Origin of the sequence: Bilophila sp. 4_1_30 (assembly GCF_000224655.1) — a bacterium.
Taxonomy (GTDB): Bacteria; Desulfobacterota; Desulfovibrionia; order Desulfovibrionales; family Desulfovibrionaceae; genus Bilophila; species Bilophila wadsworthia.
Map to the genome: position 1 here is coordinate 709,500 of NZ_JH114232.1, position 15,448 is coordinate 724,947.

The 15,448-nt window shown below is 60.7% G+C and carries 16 protein-coding genes; 7 read left to right on the top strand and 9 right to left on the bottom strand.

Annotated elements, in window-relative coordinates; all coding sequences use genetic code 11:
• Window positions 1-21: 21 nt before the first annotated feature.
• On the bottom strand, window positions 22-1,104 hold the full coding sequence (hypD, locus tag HMPREF0178_RS09775; RefSeq protein ID WP_005028406.1) for a hydrogenase formation protein HypD: 1,083 nt from the start codon (window positions 1,102-1,104) through the stop codon (window positions 22-24).
• A 204-nt stretch (window positions 1,105-1,308) separates the two neighbouring features.
• Between hypD and HMPREF0178_RS09780 the strand changes: the two genes are divergently transcribed.
• The 3 genes from HMPREF0178_RS09780 to hemL all read left to right on the top strand — a co-directional run bounded on the left by HMPREF0178_RS09780 (window position 1,309) and on the right by hemL (window position 4,735).
• Window positions 1,309-2,889 (top strand): hypothetical protein, encoded by a 1,581-nt coding sequence (locus HMPREF0178_RS09780; protein ID WP_009733277.1) that lies wholly within the window; start codon window positions 1,309-1,311, stop codon window positions 2,887-2,889.
• Between the two features lie 8 nt (window positions 2,890-2,897).
• A complete protein-coding gene (ahbB, locus tag HMPREF0178_RS09785) occupies window positions 2,898-3,374 on the top strand; it encodes a siroheme decarboxylase subunit beta (RefSeq protein WP_005028413.1) in 477 nt (158 codons plus the stop codon).
• Between the two features lie 86 nt (window positions 3,375-3,460).
• Window positions 3,461-4,735, top strand: a complete 1,275-nt coding sequence (gene hemL, locus HMPREF0178_RS09790) for a glutamate-1-semialdehyde 2,1-aminomutase (RefSeq protein ID WP_009733278.1) — start codon at window positions 3,461-3,463, stop codon at window positions 4,733-4,735.
• A gap of 387 nt (window positions 4,736-5,122) precedes the next feature.
• Here the strand turns inward: hemL and HMPREF0178_RS09795 are convergent, their stop codons facing one another.
• From HMPREF0178_RS09795 to HMPREF0178_RS09805, 3 genes are all read right to left on the bottom strand, one after another.
• On the bottom strand, window positions 5,123-5,551 hold the full coding sequence (locus tag HMPREF0178_RS09795) for a hypothetical protein (RefSeq protein WP_009733279.1): 429 nt from the start codon (window positions 5,549-5,551) through the stop codon (window positions 5,123-5,125).
• Window positions 5,552-5,572: 21 nt separating this feature from the next.
• Window positions 5,573-5,800, bottom strand: coding sequence for a hypothetical protein (locus HMPREF0178_RS09800; RefSeq protein WP_039958909.1), 228 nt, complete (start codon window positions 5,798-5,800; stop codon window positions 5,573-5,575).
• A 234-nt stretch (window positions 5,801-6,034) separates the two neighbouring features.
• Window positions 6,035-6,301, bottom strand: a complete 267-nt coding sequence (locus HMPREF0178_RS09805) for a DUF1653 domain-containing protein (RefSeq protein WP_009733280.1) — start codon at window positions 6,299-6,301, stop codon at window positions 6,035-6,037.
• 416 nt (window positions 6,302-6,717) lie between these two features.
• Here HMPREF0178_RS09805 and HMPREF0178_RS09810 point away from each other — a divergent pair, with 416 nt between their 5' ends.
• Complete coding sequence (locus HMPREF0178_RS09810; protein ID WP_009733281.1) at window positions 6,718-6,984, top strand: phage regulatory CII family protein; 267 nt, start codon at window positions 6,718-6,720, stop codon at window positions 6,982-6,984.
• 69 nt (window positions 6,985-7,053) lie between these two features.
• Here HMPREF0178_RS09810 and ispH read toward each other — a convergent pair whose 3' ends face one another.
• On the bottom strand, window positions 7,054-7,911 hold the full coding sequence (gene ispH / locus HMPREF0178_RS09815) for a 4-hydroxy-3-methylbut-2-enyl diphosphate reductase (protein WP_009733282.1): 858 nt from the start codon (window positions 7,909-7,911) through the stop codon (window positions 7,054-7,056).
• Between the two features lie 218 nt (window positions 7,912-8,129).
• Window positions 8,130-8,723, bottom strand: a complete 594-nt coding sequence (locus tag HMPREF0178_RS09820) for a hypothetical protein (protein ID WP_009733283.1) — start codon at window positions 8,721-8,723, stop codon at window positions 8,130-8,132.
• A 293-nt stretch (window positions 8,724-9,016) separates the two neighbouring features.
• Between HMPREF0178_RS09820 and metK the strand changes: the two genes are divergently transcribed.
• The 3 genes from metK (at window position 9,017) to HMPREF0178_RS09835 (ending at window position 13,203) form a co-directional block, all read left to right on the top strand.
• Window positions 9,017-10,192, top strand: coding sequence for a methionine adenosyltransferase (metK, locus tag HMPREF0178_RS09825; protein WP_009733284.1), 1,176 nt, complete (start codon window positions 9,017-9,019; stop codon window positions 10,190-10,192).
• Between the two features lie 419 nt (window positions 10,193-10,611).
• Window positions 10,612-11,430, top strand: coding sequence for a histidinol-phosphatase (locus HMPREF0178_RS09830; RefSeq protein ID WP_009733286.1), 819 nt, complete (start codon window positions 10,612-10,614; stop codon window positions 11,428-11,430).
• A 288-nt stretch (window positions 11,431-11,718) separates the two neighbouring features.
• Window positions 11,719-13,203, top strand: a complete 1,485-nt coding sequence (locus HMPREF0178_RS09835) for an ATP-binding cassette domain-containing protein (protein WP_009733287.1) — start codon at window positions 11,719-11,721, stop codon at window positions 13,201-13,203.
• A 202-nt stretch (window positions 13,204-13,405) separates the two neighbouring features.
• Here HMPREF0178_RS09835 and HMPREF0178_RS09840 read toward each other — a convergent pair whose 3' ends face one another.
• From HMPREF0178_RS09840 to HMPREF0178_RS09850, 3 genes are read right to left on the bottom strand one after another with little or no spacing between them, the layout of a single operon-like run.
• On the bottom strand, window positions 13,406-13,918 hold the full coding sequence (locus tag HMPREF0178_RS09840) for a 4Fe-4S binding protein (RefSeq protein ID WP_005028433.1): 513 nt from the start codon (window positions 13,916-13,918) through the stop codon (window positions 13,406-13,408).
• Window positions 13,919-13,930: 12 nt separating this feature from the next.
• Window positions 13,931-15,007 (bottom strand): nickel-dependent hydrogenase large subunit, encoded by a 1,077-nt coding sequence (locus HMPREF0178_RS09845; protein WP_005028437.1) that lies wholly within the window; start codon window positions 15,005-15,007, stop codon window positions 13,931-13,933.
• 10 nt (window positions 15,008-15,017) lie between these two features.
• A complete protein-coding gene (locus HMPREF0178_RS09850; protein ID WP_005028439.1) occupies window positions 15,018-15,410 on the bottom strand; it encodes an NADH-quinone oxidoreductase subunit C in 393 nt (130 codons plus the stop codon).
• Window positions 15,411-15,448 lie beyond the last annotated feature (38 nt).

Consider the following 15,448-nt stretch of genomic DNA (forward strand, 5'->3'; position numbering starts at 1 on the left):
GATTCCTCCCGCTCCTCTCTTCTACAATCCATACTTGAAATACGCGGAACAGCTCCCTTCGGTGGACACCATGCAGGGCCCGACGGGATTGGCGGGCGTACAGACCTTGCCGAACAGGGGGCACTCGTTGGGCGGCATCTTGCCCTTGAGCACTTCACCGCAGCGACAGCCGGGCAAGGGCTTGGTTTCAGGCAGGGAGAGGCCGAGACGGGCGAGGGCGTCGAAACGCTGGTAGGCCGGAGCCAGCGCGAGGCCGCTGCCGGGGATGACGCCGAGGCCGCGCCAGAGGGCGTCGGCGGTGCGGAACACCTGCGACAGGATGGCCCGTGCCTTGGGGTTGCCGTCGTCGTTGACGGCGCGGGGGTAGGCGTTCTCGACCTTGAATTCGCCCTCGCGGTACTGGCGGGCCATGCGGCAGAGCGCGTCGAGGATGTCGGCGGGCTCGAACCCGGCGACGATGGCGGGGCGCTTCCAGTCTTCGGCCACGAAGCGGAACGGCGAAAGGCCGAGGACCGTGGACACATGCCCCGGCAACAGGAAAGCGTCGATGCCGTTGTCGGGATCGCCGAGCAGGGCGGCAAGCGCCGGAGGCACGAGCTTGTGGCAGGAGAAAACGGCGAAGTTGTCCAGCTTGCGCTGTTCGGCGGCGAGGACGGTCGCCGCGACCGCCGGGGCGGTGGTCTCGAAGCCGACGCCGAGGAAAACGACCGTGGCGTCGGGGTTGTCGGCGGCGAGGGTCAGGGCGTCGAGCGGGGAGTAAATGACGGATACGCGGGCTCCGTCGGCCTGCGCGTGCTTGAGGGAGCGCCCGTCCGGGCCGGGAACGCGCATCAGGTCGCCGAAGGTGGCGATGATGACGTTCGGCTGTTCGGCGAGCTTGAGGAAGGCGGCGACTTCGCGGTCGTGGGTCACGCAGACCGGGCAGCCCGGCCCCGTGAGGTGGGTGACCTGCTCGGGAAGGAGCGTGCGCAGGCCGCCTCTGAAGATGGATACGGTATGGGTTCCGCAGACTTCCATAAACCGCATGGGGCGGTCGAGGAGGTCTTCGAGGCGGCGGAGCAGGGCTTGGCAGAGTTCGGGATCATGCAGCGTTGGCGTGGGCATGGGTTTCTCCGGGGCAAAGCGGTTGGGGCCGGACGGGGCATCCGGGGGCGCCGGTGCGGGCATCACGATCGGCGGCCCGCCTGTTGTAGCCTGTTTCCGGTGTTCGATAAAGGCTTGATTTCCGCCTGAGTGAGGCAAAATCGAGTGCGCTTGATCTTGTTTGTGCCCTTGGCTATGGTCAAGTGAACCTACCAGAGCCCTATCATGTCCTATTCCATTGTCCGTCGCCGCCCCAACGCCTCCCTGCTTGCCGAAGCGGTCAGAACCATCGGCAAGCGCCGCTTCGAAATCCGCCAGCAGGTATCCTGCCCGCTGGAGGACAGGAAGCTGCACTACCTCGTGGAAACGTGGTTTTTCTTTCCGCAGAGCCTCCAGATCAACCGCTGGAGCTATACGGCGACCGATTATCAGCAAAGCCTCAAGAACTATATCCGGCTTGGCGTCCCCATCAGGCCGCTGGAGTCGCTGCTTGGCGGCGAACTGCCTCCGCCTCTGCGGAAACTGGAGGCCGAGGAGGGCGGCGGTGAGGAGATCATCGAGCTGACGCTGCCGGAACAGTTTCCGGATATTCTCGAGGACTGTTCCAGGCGGCTTGATGATTTGTTGTGGCAAAATACGCCGGAAACCCGCGAACGTTACGAGGACAGCCTCAAACTGTTTTGCATCGCGTTCCGGGTTTCCCTGCTGGCGCGGAAAAACGCGGTGCTGGCCATTGAGGACGGCAGCGAGCGGACCCGGGCCGCCTATGATCTGACCCGCCTGGCTGTGGCGTGCCTGAAGCGGTACCGCAAACTGCTCGGCAAGCGGGCAAAGGCGGCGCGCAACCTTTTGCGGGCCCCGGCGTTCCTGTATTGCGACGAGTACCTGTCCATCATCACGACGAGGACGCTTGGCGAGATCGTGCGCCGCCTCTCGCCCGTGCACAAGTGCTCCACGTATATCCTTGCTTGTTTCGGAGCGCAGCGCGCCTACCGCCGGTCCTGCTATCCCGAAAGTATGCCCTCGAAGACCGGGGACAACGAGCTGCCCGTGTTCCGCTGGAGCGTGCTCAAGAAGTACGTGGACATGCCGCTGTTCCTGAACGTGCAGCGCCATTCCGGAAACTCGCTGCTGGAGCACGTGCTGTACAGCCTCATCGCGGCGGTGGCCATGAGCCTCGCGCTGACCGTGACGCTCCTGTGGGAAGGGGCCGGGTCCCTCAGCGCGCCGATCTTCGTGATCGCCGTTTTCGCCTACATCTGCCGCGAGCGCATCAAGGATGTGCTCAAGCATAAGCTGTTCAAGGTATTCGGCAAATGGATCCCCGATCGGGTGCTGCGCGTCTGCGACGGCTACGGCAGGCGTCTGGGGCATTGCGCCGAGCAGTTCCGGTTCGCGGATTGGGACAAGCTCCCCAAGGAAGTGCGCGTCCTGCGGAACAGGACGCATTTCGTGGACATCCTGAACGCGTTCCACAATGAAGACATTTTGTATTATTCAAAGCGGATCGACATCAAGGAGCTGCCCGATCCCTTCCATGAGGGCAAGAATCTGCTGCTGGACATTTCGCGCTTTGACATTTCGGACTTTCTGCGGCATGCCGATGAAGTTCTTGACGAACCTCAGGGCGGTATGGACGATGTGGTGGGGGGCGACAAGGTCTACCATGTGGACATGGTGCGCAAGATCACCCATCGCTGCGGCTCCGATCTGGAGCGGTTCCGTATCGTGCTGACCCACGCGGGCATCCGGCGCATCGACGAGATCAAGCCGCTGTTCATCACCACCGGCGACAACTATCATTAAGGACGACCATGAGCACAGCTTTTACCGACACCGAGCGCGCCATCCTGCGCATTGTCCAGTTCCAGCTCCCCGACACCCTGACACCGTATGCTGACATCGCCCGCGAAGTGGGGACCGATGAGGAGACGGTGCTGAACCTTCTGCGCCGCATGAAGGAAGACGGCTCCATCCGCCGTTTCGGGGCCAGCATCAAACACCAGAAGACAGGCTGGACGCACAACGCGATGGTCGCGTGGATCGTCGACGAGGCCGACAGCGACGCCATAGGCGAGGTGGCGGCCAAGAACCAGCGCATTTCCCACGTGTATTTCCGCCCGACTTCGGCCCCGGACTGGCCTTATACGCTGTATACGATGGTCCACGGGCGCAGCGAGGACGAATGCCTTCAGGTCATTGAGGAATTGCGGCGCGAGACGGCGCTTGACGAGTATGCCGTGCTTGACAGCCTTGAAGAATTGAAGAAAACGTCCATGACGTATTTTTAAGCCGGTTGGCCCGGCAAGGGCGGCGGCCTCTTTTTTGACGTGAAGACAGCGGCGCTTGCCGTTCAACCCAACGCTCTGAGGAGATTATGAAGACGACTCGTTCGGAAAAATTGTTTAAGGAAGCCTGTGAACTGATCCCCGGCGGCGTCAACAGCCCTGTGCGCGCCTGCCTCGGTGTGGGGGCCGATCCGCTGTTCATCGCTTCCGCCAAGGGGAGCCACGTGACCACCGTGGACGGTCAGGAGATGATCGATTTCGTGGAATCGTGGGGGCCGATGCTGCTCGGGCATTCCCATCCCGAGGTGACCAAGGCGGTCGTCGAAGCCGCCGGAAAGGGCACCAGCTACGGCGCTCCCTGTCCCGCCGAGGTCGAGCTTGCCCGTATGGTCGTGGACGCGTTCCCCGGCATGGATATGGTGCGTATGGTGAACTCGGGCACGGAGGCGACCATGTCCGCCCTGCGTCTGGCCCGCGGCGTGACCGGACGCACCAAGGTGTTGAAGTTCATCGGCTGTTATCATGGACATGCCGATCCTTTCCTCGCCAGCGCGGGTTCCGGTGTGGCGACCCTTTCCATCCCCGGCACGCCGGGCGTGCCGGAAAGCACGGTCCGCGACACCCTGCTAGCCCCCTACAATGACGTGCGGGCCGTCGAGGACATTTTCCACCTGTACGGCAAGGACATCGCGGCGATCATCGTGGAGCCCATTGCCGGAAACATGGGCCTCGTGCTGCCGGAGGAAGGCTTCCTCAAGGCGCTGCGGGCCCTGTGCGACACGCACGGCGCGCTGCTCATCATGGATGAGGTGATCACCGGCTTCCGCGCCGAGTACGGCGGGGCGCAGACCCGTTTCGGCATCACGCCCGATCTGACCACCCTCGGCAAGATCATCGGCGGCGGCCTGCCCGTTGGGGCGTTCGGCGGCAAACGCGAGTACATGAGCCGTGTGGCTCCCGCCGGGGACGTGTATCAGGCCGGGACGCTTTCCGGGAATCCGCTCGCTATGGCCGCGGGCATCGCCACGCTCTCCGTGCTCAAGGCCAGCGATTACGCCGCGCTTGAGGCACGCGTGGAAGCCTTCGCCGCCGAGCTGGAATCCATCCTGCGCGGCAAGGGCGTGCCCGTGACGGTCAACCGCCTTGCCTCCATGTATACGGTGTTCTTCTCCGACGGGCCGCTCCGCAACTTTGAGGATGTGAAGAATTCGGATACGGAGATGTACTCCCGTTTCTTCCGCGCCATGCGCGAGCGGAACATCTTCGTGGCTCCGTCCGCCTTTGAAGTGGCGATGGTTTCCTTCGCCCATACCGAAGAGGACTTTGCCAAGACGCTTGACGCCGTGCGCGACATCAGGCTGTAGAAGGGCGTTCTCGGCGGCTGGCGAATCTCCGCGTGCGCTGTTCGTTCCGCGCTCACGGTTTCGCTGCCCTTTGGGCCGTATTCTCTCTTAACCCGCTCAAAACGAAACGGTTCCGTATCCGGTTTTTGCCGGACACGGAACCGTTTCGTTGTAGTATCTCAGGATTGCTTCGTTGTGCGGCTGTGGAGAAGCGAGGCCGGGGATCAGGGCGACGGGGGTGCCTGTTTGTTCCGTTGGGGCGCACCGTCCGTGCCCTGCGTCCATTCGCGGCAGGTGGTGCGGCGAGCAGCCTCAGCAGTTCAGCGGACGCGCCGGAACGCCGGGCGGCCTCTTCCGGGAACCTGCCGTTTCCGTCCGGGAGGTCCGGCTTCGCCCCGGACGCCAGCATCATGCGGACATGCGTTTTCCAGTTGCCTCGTCCACATGGCCGAGCACCGAGGCGACGCAGACGAGCGGTTCGCCCGCGTCCGGGCCCGCCTCGGTCCGTCGGGCCGCCCAGCAACGGATGGCGTCCGGTTTCCGCCAGAGGCCCTTGGGCACGATGCGTCCGCCTCCGCTCCAGGCTTGAATGATGAGTTTCATGTCCGTGGGGCTGTTCCAGTCGTCCACAGCCTTTTCGAGCAGTTTGTCCGTAGGCGTTTGTTCCCCCAGCCATGTCGCGGCGCACAGATGCCGCCCCGCCTTTCTCCAGCGCTCGCGGCCCAGCGCGGCCCGGATGTCGCACAGATCGGCCAGAGCGGGCGCGGCTTCCCTGACTTCCCGAGGCAAGGAGACGTCGTCCCGCAGGGCGGCGAGCAGCAGCCAGATGGAAAACATGGGCGTGCTGTTGTGGTGATACTACGGGTAGGAGGAAAGCCCCGAGGGGCTGAAGCAGATGGTGGTACCCGGCGGCCGTTTCCGCAGGTTTTCGTTGCCTTCCAGCAGTGCCGGGCCCAGAGCGTCGCCCGGGATGTCCCATGCCGACCATTCGGCGAGGAGTACCCCCGCAAGCTTGTCGGGATCGGCCCGAAAGCCGGATCGGTCAGGACCCGCAGCATGAGCGGGGAGGCCTTCGGCCACAGGCATTTGAGCAGCGCGGCCCGGCGTCCCGACTCCGCGTCCCCCTTTGGCAGGCTGATTCCTTAGATGCGTTCCCGGCGGTTCCTTTCTTTTGCAGTACCGGGAAGGGGGCGGCAAGGTTCCGCCCGTCGCGCCGCCATGTCCGCCATTCCGTCCCGTTTGCGAATAGTTTTGAAAGGAAAGGGGAAAGAGAGACGTGAGGGGATTCTCTAGAACGTTTCCCGCCTTCCCACAGCGCCTTTATTTCCAGATTTCCACTTCATGGACAACACGGGACCGGGCGTCTTCGGGGAGTTCGGTATACTCGACAGGGGTGAAACGGAGGCATTCGGAGCCGTCGGAACACCGTACGGAACCGAAAAATTCTTCTTTGGGGCGGGTAAAGAGGGAGTACTCGGAGGGGTACAGCGTGCGGTAAACGATAACGAGGGTATCGTCACGGGTATCGAGGGCCTCCCCTACGATCTGATAATAACGGTTTTTGTAGTGGCGGAAGAAAGTCGTCATGAAGATCTCCTCTAGTGGAAAAAAGGGGGGAGTATATGGGGGAGTACTCCCCCTAAAGAGATGCAGAAAGGGGGTTCTGCTCTCGCCAGTGAATGAGAGTATTGAGTCTAACCTATAATAAAATAAGATGATTTTTTCAGGATATCCCGTGGAGTACTTTAAGAAGGATAGGGGGTATCAGAGGGCGTAACCGGGGGGGAGTACAGGCGTTTCGCATTGCTTTTGCATGAGAATACTCCCTCTCATGTAAGGTTTTTTGATATAAGTACTCCTATGATACTCCTTACGGAAAAGGGATTTTTTTGCCAGAAGGGGGTTGCCGGAGGTGCTCCGGTTGAAAACGGCCGGAAACGGTCACTGTTCGTAAAGCAACTTGCCACCAACTTTCAAACGTATGCTTTATGCAGGAGAAAACCATGTCGAACGATCTTATCACCACCGTTCATGCTCTCGTTCTCGAAAGCCCTATCGGTGCTAAGGCTATCGCGCAGGCTGTCGGGAAGCCCTATTCGACCCTTCTGCGTGAAGTGAATCCCTATGACACCGGCGCGAAGCTCGGTGCCGAGACACTCATGCACATCATGAAGACTACCGGCAATGTGACGCCGCTGGAAAAGATGGCCCTGGAAATGGGTTATCGTCTGGAACCCGCGGAAGGCATGGGTTCCACGGTGCGCGCCTAACCCGGTTGGAAGAATACTTGATTTGTGTTCATCAGCGGGAGGGCGCCTTTGGGCACCCTCCCGAAAGATTCAAAGGGCCTTGAGCGATTCCTGGACGGCGTCGATGATGCTTCTGGGCGTTGAAGCCCCCGCCGTGAGGCCAATGGAGCCATACGGCTTCAGTGCTTCAAAAGGCAGCTCTTCCGGTACTTCGATGTGCCACACCGGAATGCCGCAGCTTTCCGCCACATCGGCCAGACGGCGCGTGTTTCCGCTTGTTTTTCCCCCTACGACGATCATCGCCTCCGCCTGTTGCGAAATCATCAGCGCTTCCTGCTGACGCCTGCGCGTCGCGTCGCAGATGGTTTCAAGCACGGATAGGGAATGCCCTTCCGCGAGAGATTTTTTGATGGCTTCGAATTCCTCGCGATCCTGCGTGGTTTGAGCCGCCAGCACCACATTGTGGGTATCTTTGAACGTCTGTTTTTCTTTCAATTCCTTCAAGCTCCCAAACACGAGGCATGGGCCGTTGGCATAGGAGACGAGCCCCTGCACTTCCGGATGTTCGGCCTCGCCGAACAGGTAGAGAGAAGTCCCCTGCCGGGTGGCCTCGTCGATGGCGAGCTGCGCCTGCTTGACTTTAGGGCATGTCGCGTCAAGGACATGCGCCCCGAGGTCGAGCAGGCGCACTTCGTCTTCGCGCGGTATGCCGTGCGCCCGGATGATGACGGTGTCTCCCGGCTGTACGGCGTCAAGCGAGTGCGCGAGGACGACCCCCTGCTGCATGTACGTGTTCATGACTTGCGGGTTGTGGATGATGGGGCCGAGCATGACCAGCCTGCCTGAGCTGCGGCTCTTGTGTTCCTTGATGGCCTGATCGAGCTTGCGCAGGGCAAGCCCCACCCCCATGCAAAATCCCGCCGTTTTGGCGCGCAATACTATTGCCATTGTGTTCTCCTCAGTACTGTCGTGGGGTTAAAGCAGCTTGGCTTTAAAAAAGTGAGAGATAGTGGGGAAGGGAAATTTTTCTGAAAGAGCTCTTTTTTCCCTGAGCCTGCCAAAGCGGAGCCCATCTTTTCTCATTTTTCGTACTCAACGATTTTCTCCCCGCAGCGTTCCCGGAATCGGATCCTTTTGGCACGGAATACATTGCAAGGTAAACAGCCCTACTGTCGTCTTTTTCCGCCTTGAAGCCGCGGGCCGAGGAATCGGATGGTGTACGGGACGATGAGAATCTTGCCGGGGCCGTCGTCCGCAGGATCGGAAATAAGGCTCTCGCGGGAAAGCTGATGGAGGGCCCCGGGCTCAATACTGGAATCGAACAGCATGAGCGTATCGCCGACCACATCGTTGCAGCAGGTCCAATGCCGTATCACCGCTTCTGTAGGGTATAGGATCCGGACGAACTGGAGCAGTACGGCGTTGCGTTCGCCTCGCCGCAGCCAGTCGGCGATGGCGTCCCAGAGGACGGCGGGGGAAGGCGCACCCGGCCCGGGAAAATGGGTCGGAAAGGGGCGGGCCGTCAGCAGCGAACCTTGTTTCTCCAGGCGCGTCAACATGGCGTCCACCCAGTCCACATAGTCTGTCCGCTGCTCGAGAAGGGCACAGAACGATTCCTCATTGCGTGCGGCGTCGAGCAAGGCTTCGTGCAGGATAGCGCGACAGGTGAGCAGCCGCGTGGCATTGATGTGCCGCATGGCGTTGATCACCGCATAGGCGGCGCAAAAAACATCGAGTTGTCCCTGATAGGCCGGATTCATGGCAAATTCCTCACGGAAGGGAAGTGTGCCGGGAGCGGGGAGGGAGGTCAACTGGATTTTGGGCCATAAAGGGCCGTATCGGGCGATCCTCCGGGATGACAGCGGGTTCCGGCAGAGAAATCATGCCGCAGGTACTGGACAACGGGAAGGCGTCATGGTAAAAAGACAACTGTATGTATATATCTGGATACCTTGATATGAATACATGAGGATTTTGCATCCGGCATATCAAGATGGAACAAGGTCAATTTACAGGCGATGTCCGTTTCGTCGCCCGATTAAGGAGCTATCCCATGCAGCCCGAAAAAGGCAGATATTTCTTTACGTCCGAGTCCGTGACCGAAGGTCATCCCGATAAGGTTGCCGACCAGATTTCCGATGCCATCCTCGATACATTGATTGAACAGGATCCCGACTCCCGTGTGGCTTGCGAAACCCTCGTGACGACCGGCATGGCCGTCATCGCCGGTGAAATCAGCACCAAGGGCTATGCCGATCTGCCGAAGGTCGTCCGCGAAACCATCAAGGAAATCGGCTACAACAGCTCCGAAATGGGCTTTGACTGGCAGACGTGCGCCGTTATTTCCTCCATCGACCATCAGTCCGGCGACATTGCGCAGGGCGTGGACCGTGAGGACCCGGAAAATCAGGGTGCCGGCGATCAGGGCATGATGTTCGGGTTTGCGTGCAACGAGACTCCCACTTTGATGCCCGCCCCCATCTACTGGGCGCACCAGCTTTCGCAGCAGCTCACCAAGGTCCGCAAGGACGGTCTGGTGGACTTCTTCCGTCCCGACGGCAAGACGCAGGTTTCTTTTGAATACGTCGACGGCAAGCCGATCCGCATCAACAACGTGGTCGTGTCCACGCAGCACGCCGCGTCCGCTTCCCAGGCCGATATCATCGAAGCCGTGAAGCGCACGGTCATCCGTCCCGTGCTGGAACCCACCGGCCTGTTTGACGAGAAGGATTGCGAGATCTTTATCAACACCACGGGCCGTTTCGTTGTCGGCGGCCCCATGGGTGACTGCGGCCTGACCGGGCGCAAGATCATTCAGGATACCTACGGCGGTTCCGGGCATCATGGCGGCGGCGCCTTTTCCGGCAAGGACCCTTCCAAGGTCGACCGTTCCGCCGCCTATATGGGCCGCTATGTGGCCAAGAACGTGGTCGCCGCCGGTTTGGCCCCGCGTTGCGAAGTGCAGATCGCGTATTGCATCGGCGTGGCCGAGCCCGTGTCCGTGCTGGTGTCCTCCCTCGGCACGAGCGATATCCCGGACGAAGTGCTCACCAAGGCCGTGCGTGAAGTGTTCGACCTGCGCCCCTACCACATCACAAAGCGCCTCGATCTGCTCCGCCCCATCTACAAGAAGACCTCCTGCTACGGCCACTTCGGCCGCGAACTCCCCGAATTCACGTGGGAACATACCGACGCAGTCGCCGATCTCCGTACCGCCGCGAAGGTTTGAGCGCGGTCCGTACAATCATACTCTCTGAAAGGTCTTTTTTGAGCGTCAAGCTCAGCGTTTGAGACCATTATGGGAACAGGAAAGACGCCTCTACGGGGGCGTCTTTTTTGCTGGCAAATCGTTCGCGTTAGAGATAATCCTGAGAGGGATTCTATCTATGCGGAGGGACGGTATGGGTGTTGCTGCGGAGCTTGCCCGGCTTTCGTTCGGAGGAGGCAAACCGGAAAAAGCCCCTTTCTCGGCAAGCTATGAACCTTGGGTCCGGTACGCTCCCAACGGAAGCAGGTACGACTCGTTGGATAAATAGCGTATTCCACGCTTGACATCGGCTTTGTTTCCTTGAACTGTAGCCAATACGCGCTGCGGCGCGACATTCCCGTTTTTTCGACGGGGCCAAAACATACTACGAGAGTCAGGCCATGATAGTTGCAGACGTTCATAATCATACCAACGCGTCCCACGGCAAGGCGTCCGTTGGCGAGATGTATGCCGCCGCCAAGGATCGCGGCCTTGCCGTATACGGTTTTTCCGAGCATTCCCCCCGCCCCGAGGCGTATTCCTATCCTGTGGAATACCGGGAACACCTGCGCCAGAATTTTGTGTGCTACGCCAGCGAAGTCATGCAGCTCCGCGCCCTGTCGGGCTCGCCCAAGGTGCTGCTCGGCATGGAGCTGGATTGGTTCCCCTCCGAGCGGCCCTTCATGGAGGCCGCCGTCGCGGCGTATCCGTTCGATTACATCATCGGAGGCATCCATTTCCTTGGTTCGTGGGGGTTCGACTTCACACAGGACGACTGGAAGATCAGCCCGCAGCAGTGCTACACGCGTTATGAAAATTATTTCCGTACGTTGGCGGACATGGCCCGCAGCGGGCTGGTGGACATCGCCGCCCATCCCGACATCATCAAGCTGTATTCCGTGGACGTATTCCATCAATGGATTGCCATGCCGGAGAGCCTTGCCCTGATCAGCGAGGCTTTGACGGCCATCCGCGACAATGGGCTGGTAATGGAGATATCCTCAGCCGGGCTGCGCAAGCCGTGCAATGAAATTTACCCTCACCCGGCGATCATGAAGCTGGCTTCGGAGCTGGGGGTGAAGATCAGCTTTGGGTCCGATGCGCATTGTCCGAACACGCCCGCCTACGCATTCGATCAGCTGGAAGCCTATGCCCGTTCCTACGGCTACACGTCCAGCGTCATTTTTGAGAACAGGAAGCCCCGAGAGATCGGTTTTTAGAAGATTGGGAGGGGAGAGGGCCCCTTTCTGAAGAAAGGCTCCCTCTCCCCCTCCCAAACCCCACCCCTCTCCCTCCAAAGACTTTCGGTTGGTGGGGAGGCCGCGCGGAGGGAGTCCTGTTTGGCGGAAAGGATGCTGATATCCGTCATACTCTCTCAGCAGGACGATTGCCTTGCCGCGCTGGAAAGGTAAAAAGGCGGCGGGAAGGCCGTTGTTTTTTCGTGTGCCGTTGTCATGAAAGGGAATCGCAGGATTCTCTTTTTTCTTTGCAGACCCTTGGAGCGTATTGTGGAACCTTCGCGTCGCCCTCTCATTGAAATTGAGCATGTGTTTGTGACCTATCCGGGTACGGAACGGCATATCCTGAATGATTTTAGCCTCACACTCTACGAGGGGGAACATGCCGTCATCCGCGGCGGCAACGGTGCGGGCAAGTCCACGCTGCTGCGGCTGTTGCGCGGCGAGCAGTGGCCGGATCAGATCGATCACCGGCGCGCCGGGCGGGTGCTCTGGCATGGGCCGGAAGGGATGGATTCGTCGCCGCTCACGGGGCGTAAGGTGACCTCGCTGGTATCGGCCATGCAGCAGGAGCGGGTTGTCCATCAGGAGTGGCGGGTGGACGGCGAGCGTCTGGTCCTCGGCGGCTTTTCCGACGCGATCTACATCGCGCAGCAGCCCACGTCCGAAATGTGCGAGACGGCGTATCAGCTCGTACGCCTCCTTGGCGGCGTGCATCTTTTGAAGAAGCCCGTAACCGCCATGTCCCAAGGGCAGCTCCGGCTGATGCTGGTGGCGCGTTCCCTTGTCCGCAAGCCGGGAGTGCTGCTGTTGGATGAAGTGACCGACGGTTTGGACGCACGGGCACGCAATACCCTTCTGGATGCGCTGGAACGCGCCTCCGAGCTGTCTACGCTGGTTATGACCACTCATCGCCCCGAAACGCTTCCCTGCTGGATTGGACGCCAGATCGTGCTGGAAAACGGGAAGGCCGTGGACGGCCCCATGCTGGAAACGGCGGTGGAACCGGAAAAGGAACCGACTCCGGTTGCCAGCGCCCCGGAGCTAAAGGGCATCCGGGGATGTTCGGCCCGTATCGCCATCAAGGACGCTTCGGTGTTCATCGATCGCGTGCCCGTGCTGTACGACATCAACTGGACCATCAATCCCGGTGAGAACTGGGCCGTGCTCGGCGGCAACGGCGCGGGCAAGTCCACGCTGCTGCGTCTGTTGGCGGGCGATGAGATTGTGGCCTACGGGGGCGAGATCGTGCGCGAACTGCCCCGGCAGGGCGGCGTTGTGGAGCGGCTCGAAGTGCTGCGCAAAGGCGTCCGTCTGGTATCGGATCGCCAGCAGGCGACCTACACCTACGATATCACGGGCGAGGAGCTTGTCTTTTCGGGCATCGACAACTCCGTGGGCGTATACCGTGACCCCTCCGAGAAGGAACTGGCACAGGTAACGGATATCCTCGCGTCCCTGCATCTGGAATTTTTGGCGAAACGGACGATCCGTTCCTGTTCAACTGGGGAATTCCGCCGCTTGCTCCTTGCCCGGGCCCTTGCCGGGGAGCCGGATCTCTTGCTGCTTGATGAGCCGTTCTCAGGCCTCGACGCTCCATCACGTAATGAGTTTTTCACGCTGCTCAACCAGCTTGCGCGGCAGGGCGTGCAGATGATCCTCGTCACCCATCATAAGGCCGACATTTTCCCCGCCATTACCCACATGCTCCAGCTCGAAAACGGGCGTATCTCCGCGATTTGGGAGCAAGGGTAGAGGGGCGTTTGGAGGAGAAAACTCATTTCAGAAAGGTTCCCCCGCGTAGAAGGCCGAACACAATCGGCCTTCCTGCCCAACGAAAAGGTCCCCATACGGCAAAGCCGTATGGGGACCTTTTCGTTGGGCTCTGAGGGGGCCGGGGGAAATCATTTCCCCCGGACAGGGTCAAGGGGCGGTAGCCCCTTGCCGCCGGAGGCCCTTATTTCTTCTTTTTGCCGCCGGGGGTCGCGGGCGGGGTCGCCTTGGGGGTGGGCTTGGGCTCCTCGATGGGGGCTTCGGCCGGGGTTTCCACGGCGGCTACGACCTTGGGCGGGGGCGTTTCGGAATGCACTTCGCTTGGGGCGACCTTGGGCACGGAGGCCAGACGCGGCTTCGCCACGCGGGCGGTACCCTTGTGGTACACGACGAACTTGGTGGGGACCGGCGAGCGGTGGGTCGAGAGCATGAAGAGGCTCTTGGTCGGGCAGACTTCCACGCAGATGCCGCAATAGACGCAGGAGAAGGGATCATATCCCCAGAAAGCTTCCTTCGGGTCCGTGGAAATGCACTGCGCCGGGCACTTGGTCGAGCACATGCGGCAGAAGATGCAGGATTCCACGTTGTTGATGAGACGGCCCCGGTAGTTGGAGAAGGGGTCGCGTTTCACCATCGGGTACTTCCGCGTCGCGGGGCGCTTGAGGAAGTTGCGGAGTATGGTGTTGATCATGAGCATGACGAGTTCCTCCTACCGTTCGGTGCAGCTGATGCAGGGGTCGATGGAAAGCACGACGACGGGAACGTCGGCAAGCTGGATTCCCTTCACCATATGGAGCAGGGGCGGAATGTTGGCGAATGTGGGCGTGCGGATGCGTACGCGGTCGAGATACTTGGAACCGTTGCCCTTGACGTAGTACATGCACTCGCCGCGGGGCTGTTCGACACGGGAAATGACTTCGCCGGAGGGGTTGCCCTTGACTTTCACGTTGATTTCCGTGTCGGGCAGGTGGCTGATGGCCTGGCGGACGATTTCCATGGACTGGAGCACTTCGAGGAAGCGGACCTTGGTACGGGCCCAGCAGTCGCCGTCGAGGACGGACACGGGCGTGAACCCGAGTTCCGCGAAGGCTTCGTATTCCGTCTGGCGCACGTCCTGAGCCACGCCGCTGCCGCGCAGGGTCGGCCCGGCGGCGCCGAGCTGGATGGCTTCCTGAGCGGTCATCACGCCGATGCCCACCGTACGCTTTTTGACGGTGTAGTCTTCCATGGTCACCTTTTCGAGGCGGCGCATTTCGGCTTCAAGGGTATCCATTTCGTCGAGGATCCAGCGCTGGTGCTCACGGGAGAGATCCTTGCGCACGCCGCCGACGATGTTGGTGGAGATGATGACGCGGTTGCCCGCCGTGGCTTCGTTGATGTCCATGATGCGTTCGCGGATTTTCCAGAACTGCATGAACAGGCTTTCGAAGCCGAGGGCGTCCGCGAAAAGGCCGAGCCACAGCAGATGGCTGTGCATTCTGTGGAGTTCCGACCAGATGATGCGCAGGTAGGCGGCGCGGCGCGGCACTTCGACGTCCATGAGGTGCTCGATGGCGCGGCAGAAGCACAGGGCGTGGATGCAGGAGCAGATGCCGCAGACGCGTTCCACGATGTAGATCATCTGGTTGTAGTCGCGGAGCGTGGTGAGCGTTTCAAGTCCGCGGTGGACGTAGCCAAGCTTGGGCAGGGCTTCGACCACGGTTTCGTTGTCCATGACAAGCTGGAGATGGATCGGTTCCGGCAAAACCGGATGCTGCGGTCCGAAAGGAATGATCGTACGGGACATGACGCGCTCCCTACTTTTTGGTGACGGTGGAAAGGGTGCAGGAAGGGCCACGGAGAAGCGGCGGCGGCGTGTCCTTTTCCAGATAGAGGCTGCCCTGGAAATCGAGGATCAGCCCGTCCCACGTGATGCCGTACTGGTCGCGGCTTTCGTTTTCCACGAGCAGGGCGCAGAAATAGATGTCCGAAATGCTCGGCACCGCCTGCCCCAGCGGAACGGTGAGGCGGTAATGACGCATGTTCAGGTTTTTGTCGTAGTGGTAAATGATATCGAGATTGCCGTCGCCGAGGTTGTGTACGGACAGGGTCACGAAACGGTATCCGGCGTCGAAATTGGCCTTGGCCACGGCGCGGACCGTTTCAAGCGTAATCGGCTCGGCTTCGAGGCGAGCAACTGATGGGGGCATATGTTCCTCCGGAGCGCGGCACGGGGCCGCGCGTCGTC

Bases quoted from the DNA above. Each gene is read 5' to 3' on its own strand.
- HMPREF0178_RS09840 (WP_005028433.1), bottom strand. From the start codon at position 13,918: ATGCTCATGATCAACACCATACTCCGCAACTTCCTCAAGCGCCCCGCG.
- HMPREF0178_RS09795 (WP_009733279.1), bottom strand. From the start codon at position 5,551: ATGTTTTCCATCTGGCTGCTGCTCGCCGCCCTGCGGGACGACGTCTCC.
- ahbB (WP_005028413.1), top strand. From the start codon at position 2,898: ATGAGCACAGCTTTTACCGACACCGAGCGCGCCATCCTGCGCATTGTC.
- HMPREF0178_RS09830 (WP_009733286.1), top strand. From the start codon at position 10,612: ATGATAGTTGCAGACGTTCATAATCATACCAACGCGTCCCACGGCAAG.
- HMPREF0178_RS09805 (WP_009733280.1), bottom strand. From the start codon at position 6,301: ATGACGACTTTCTTCCGCCACTACAAAAACCGTTATTATCAGATCGTA.
- hypD (WP_005028406.1), bottom strand. From the start codon at position 1,104: ATGCCCACGCCAACGCTGCATGATCCCGAACTCTGCCAAGCCCTGCTC.
- HMPREF0178_RS09820 (WP_009733283.1), bottom strand. From the start codon at position 8,723: ATGAATCCGGCCTATCAGGGACAACTCGATGTTTTTTGCGCCGCCTAT.
- metK (WP_009733284.1), top strand. From the start codon at position 9,017: ATGCAGCCCGAAAAAGGCAGATATTTCTTTACGTCCGAGTCCGTGACC.
- HMPREF0178_RS09800 (WP_039958909.1), bottom strand. From the start codon at position 5,800: ATGCCTGTGGCCGAAGGCCTCCCCGCTCATGCTGCGGGTCCTGACCGA.
- HMPREF0178_RS09810 (WP_009733281.1), top strand. From the start codon at position 6,718: ATGTCGAACGATCTTATCACCACCGTTCATGCTCTCGTTCTCGAAAGC.
- hemL (WP_009733278.1), top strand. From the start codon at position 3,461: ATGAAGACGACTCGTTCGGAAAAATTGTTTAAGGAAGCCTGTGAACTG.
- HMPREF0178_RS09850 (WP_005028439.1), bottom strand. From the start codon at position 15,410: ATGCCCCCATCAGTTGCTCGCCTCGAAGCCGAGCCGATTACGCTTGAA.
- ispH (WP_009733282.1), bottom strand. From the start codon at position 7,911: ATGGCAATAGTATTGCGCGCCAAAACGGCGGGATTTTGCATGGGGGTG.
- HMPREF0178_RS09780 (WP_009733277.1), top strand. From the start codon at position 1,309: ATGTCCTATTCCATTGTCCGTCGCCGCCCCAACGCCTCCCTGCTTGCC.
- HMPREF0178_RS09845 (WP_005028437.1), bottom strand. From the start codon at position 15,007: ATGTCCCGTACGATCATTCCTTTCGGACCGCAGCATCCGGTTTTGCCG.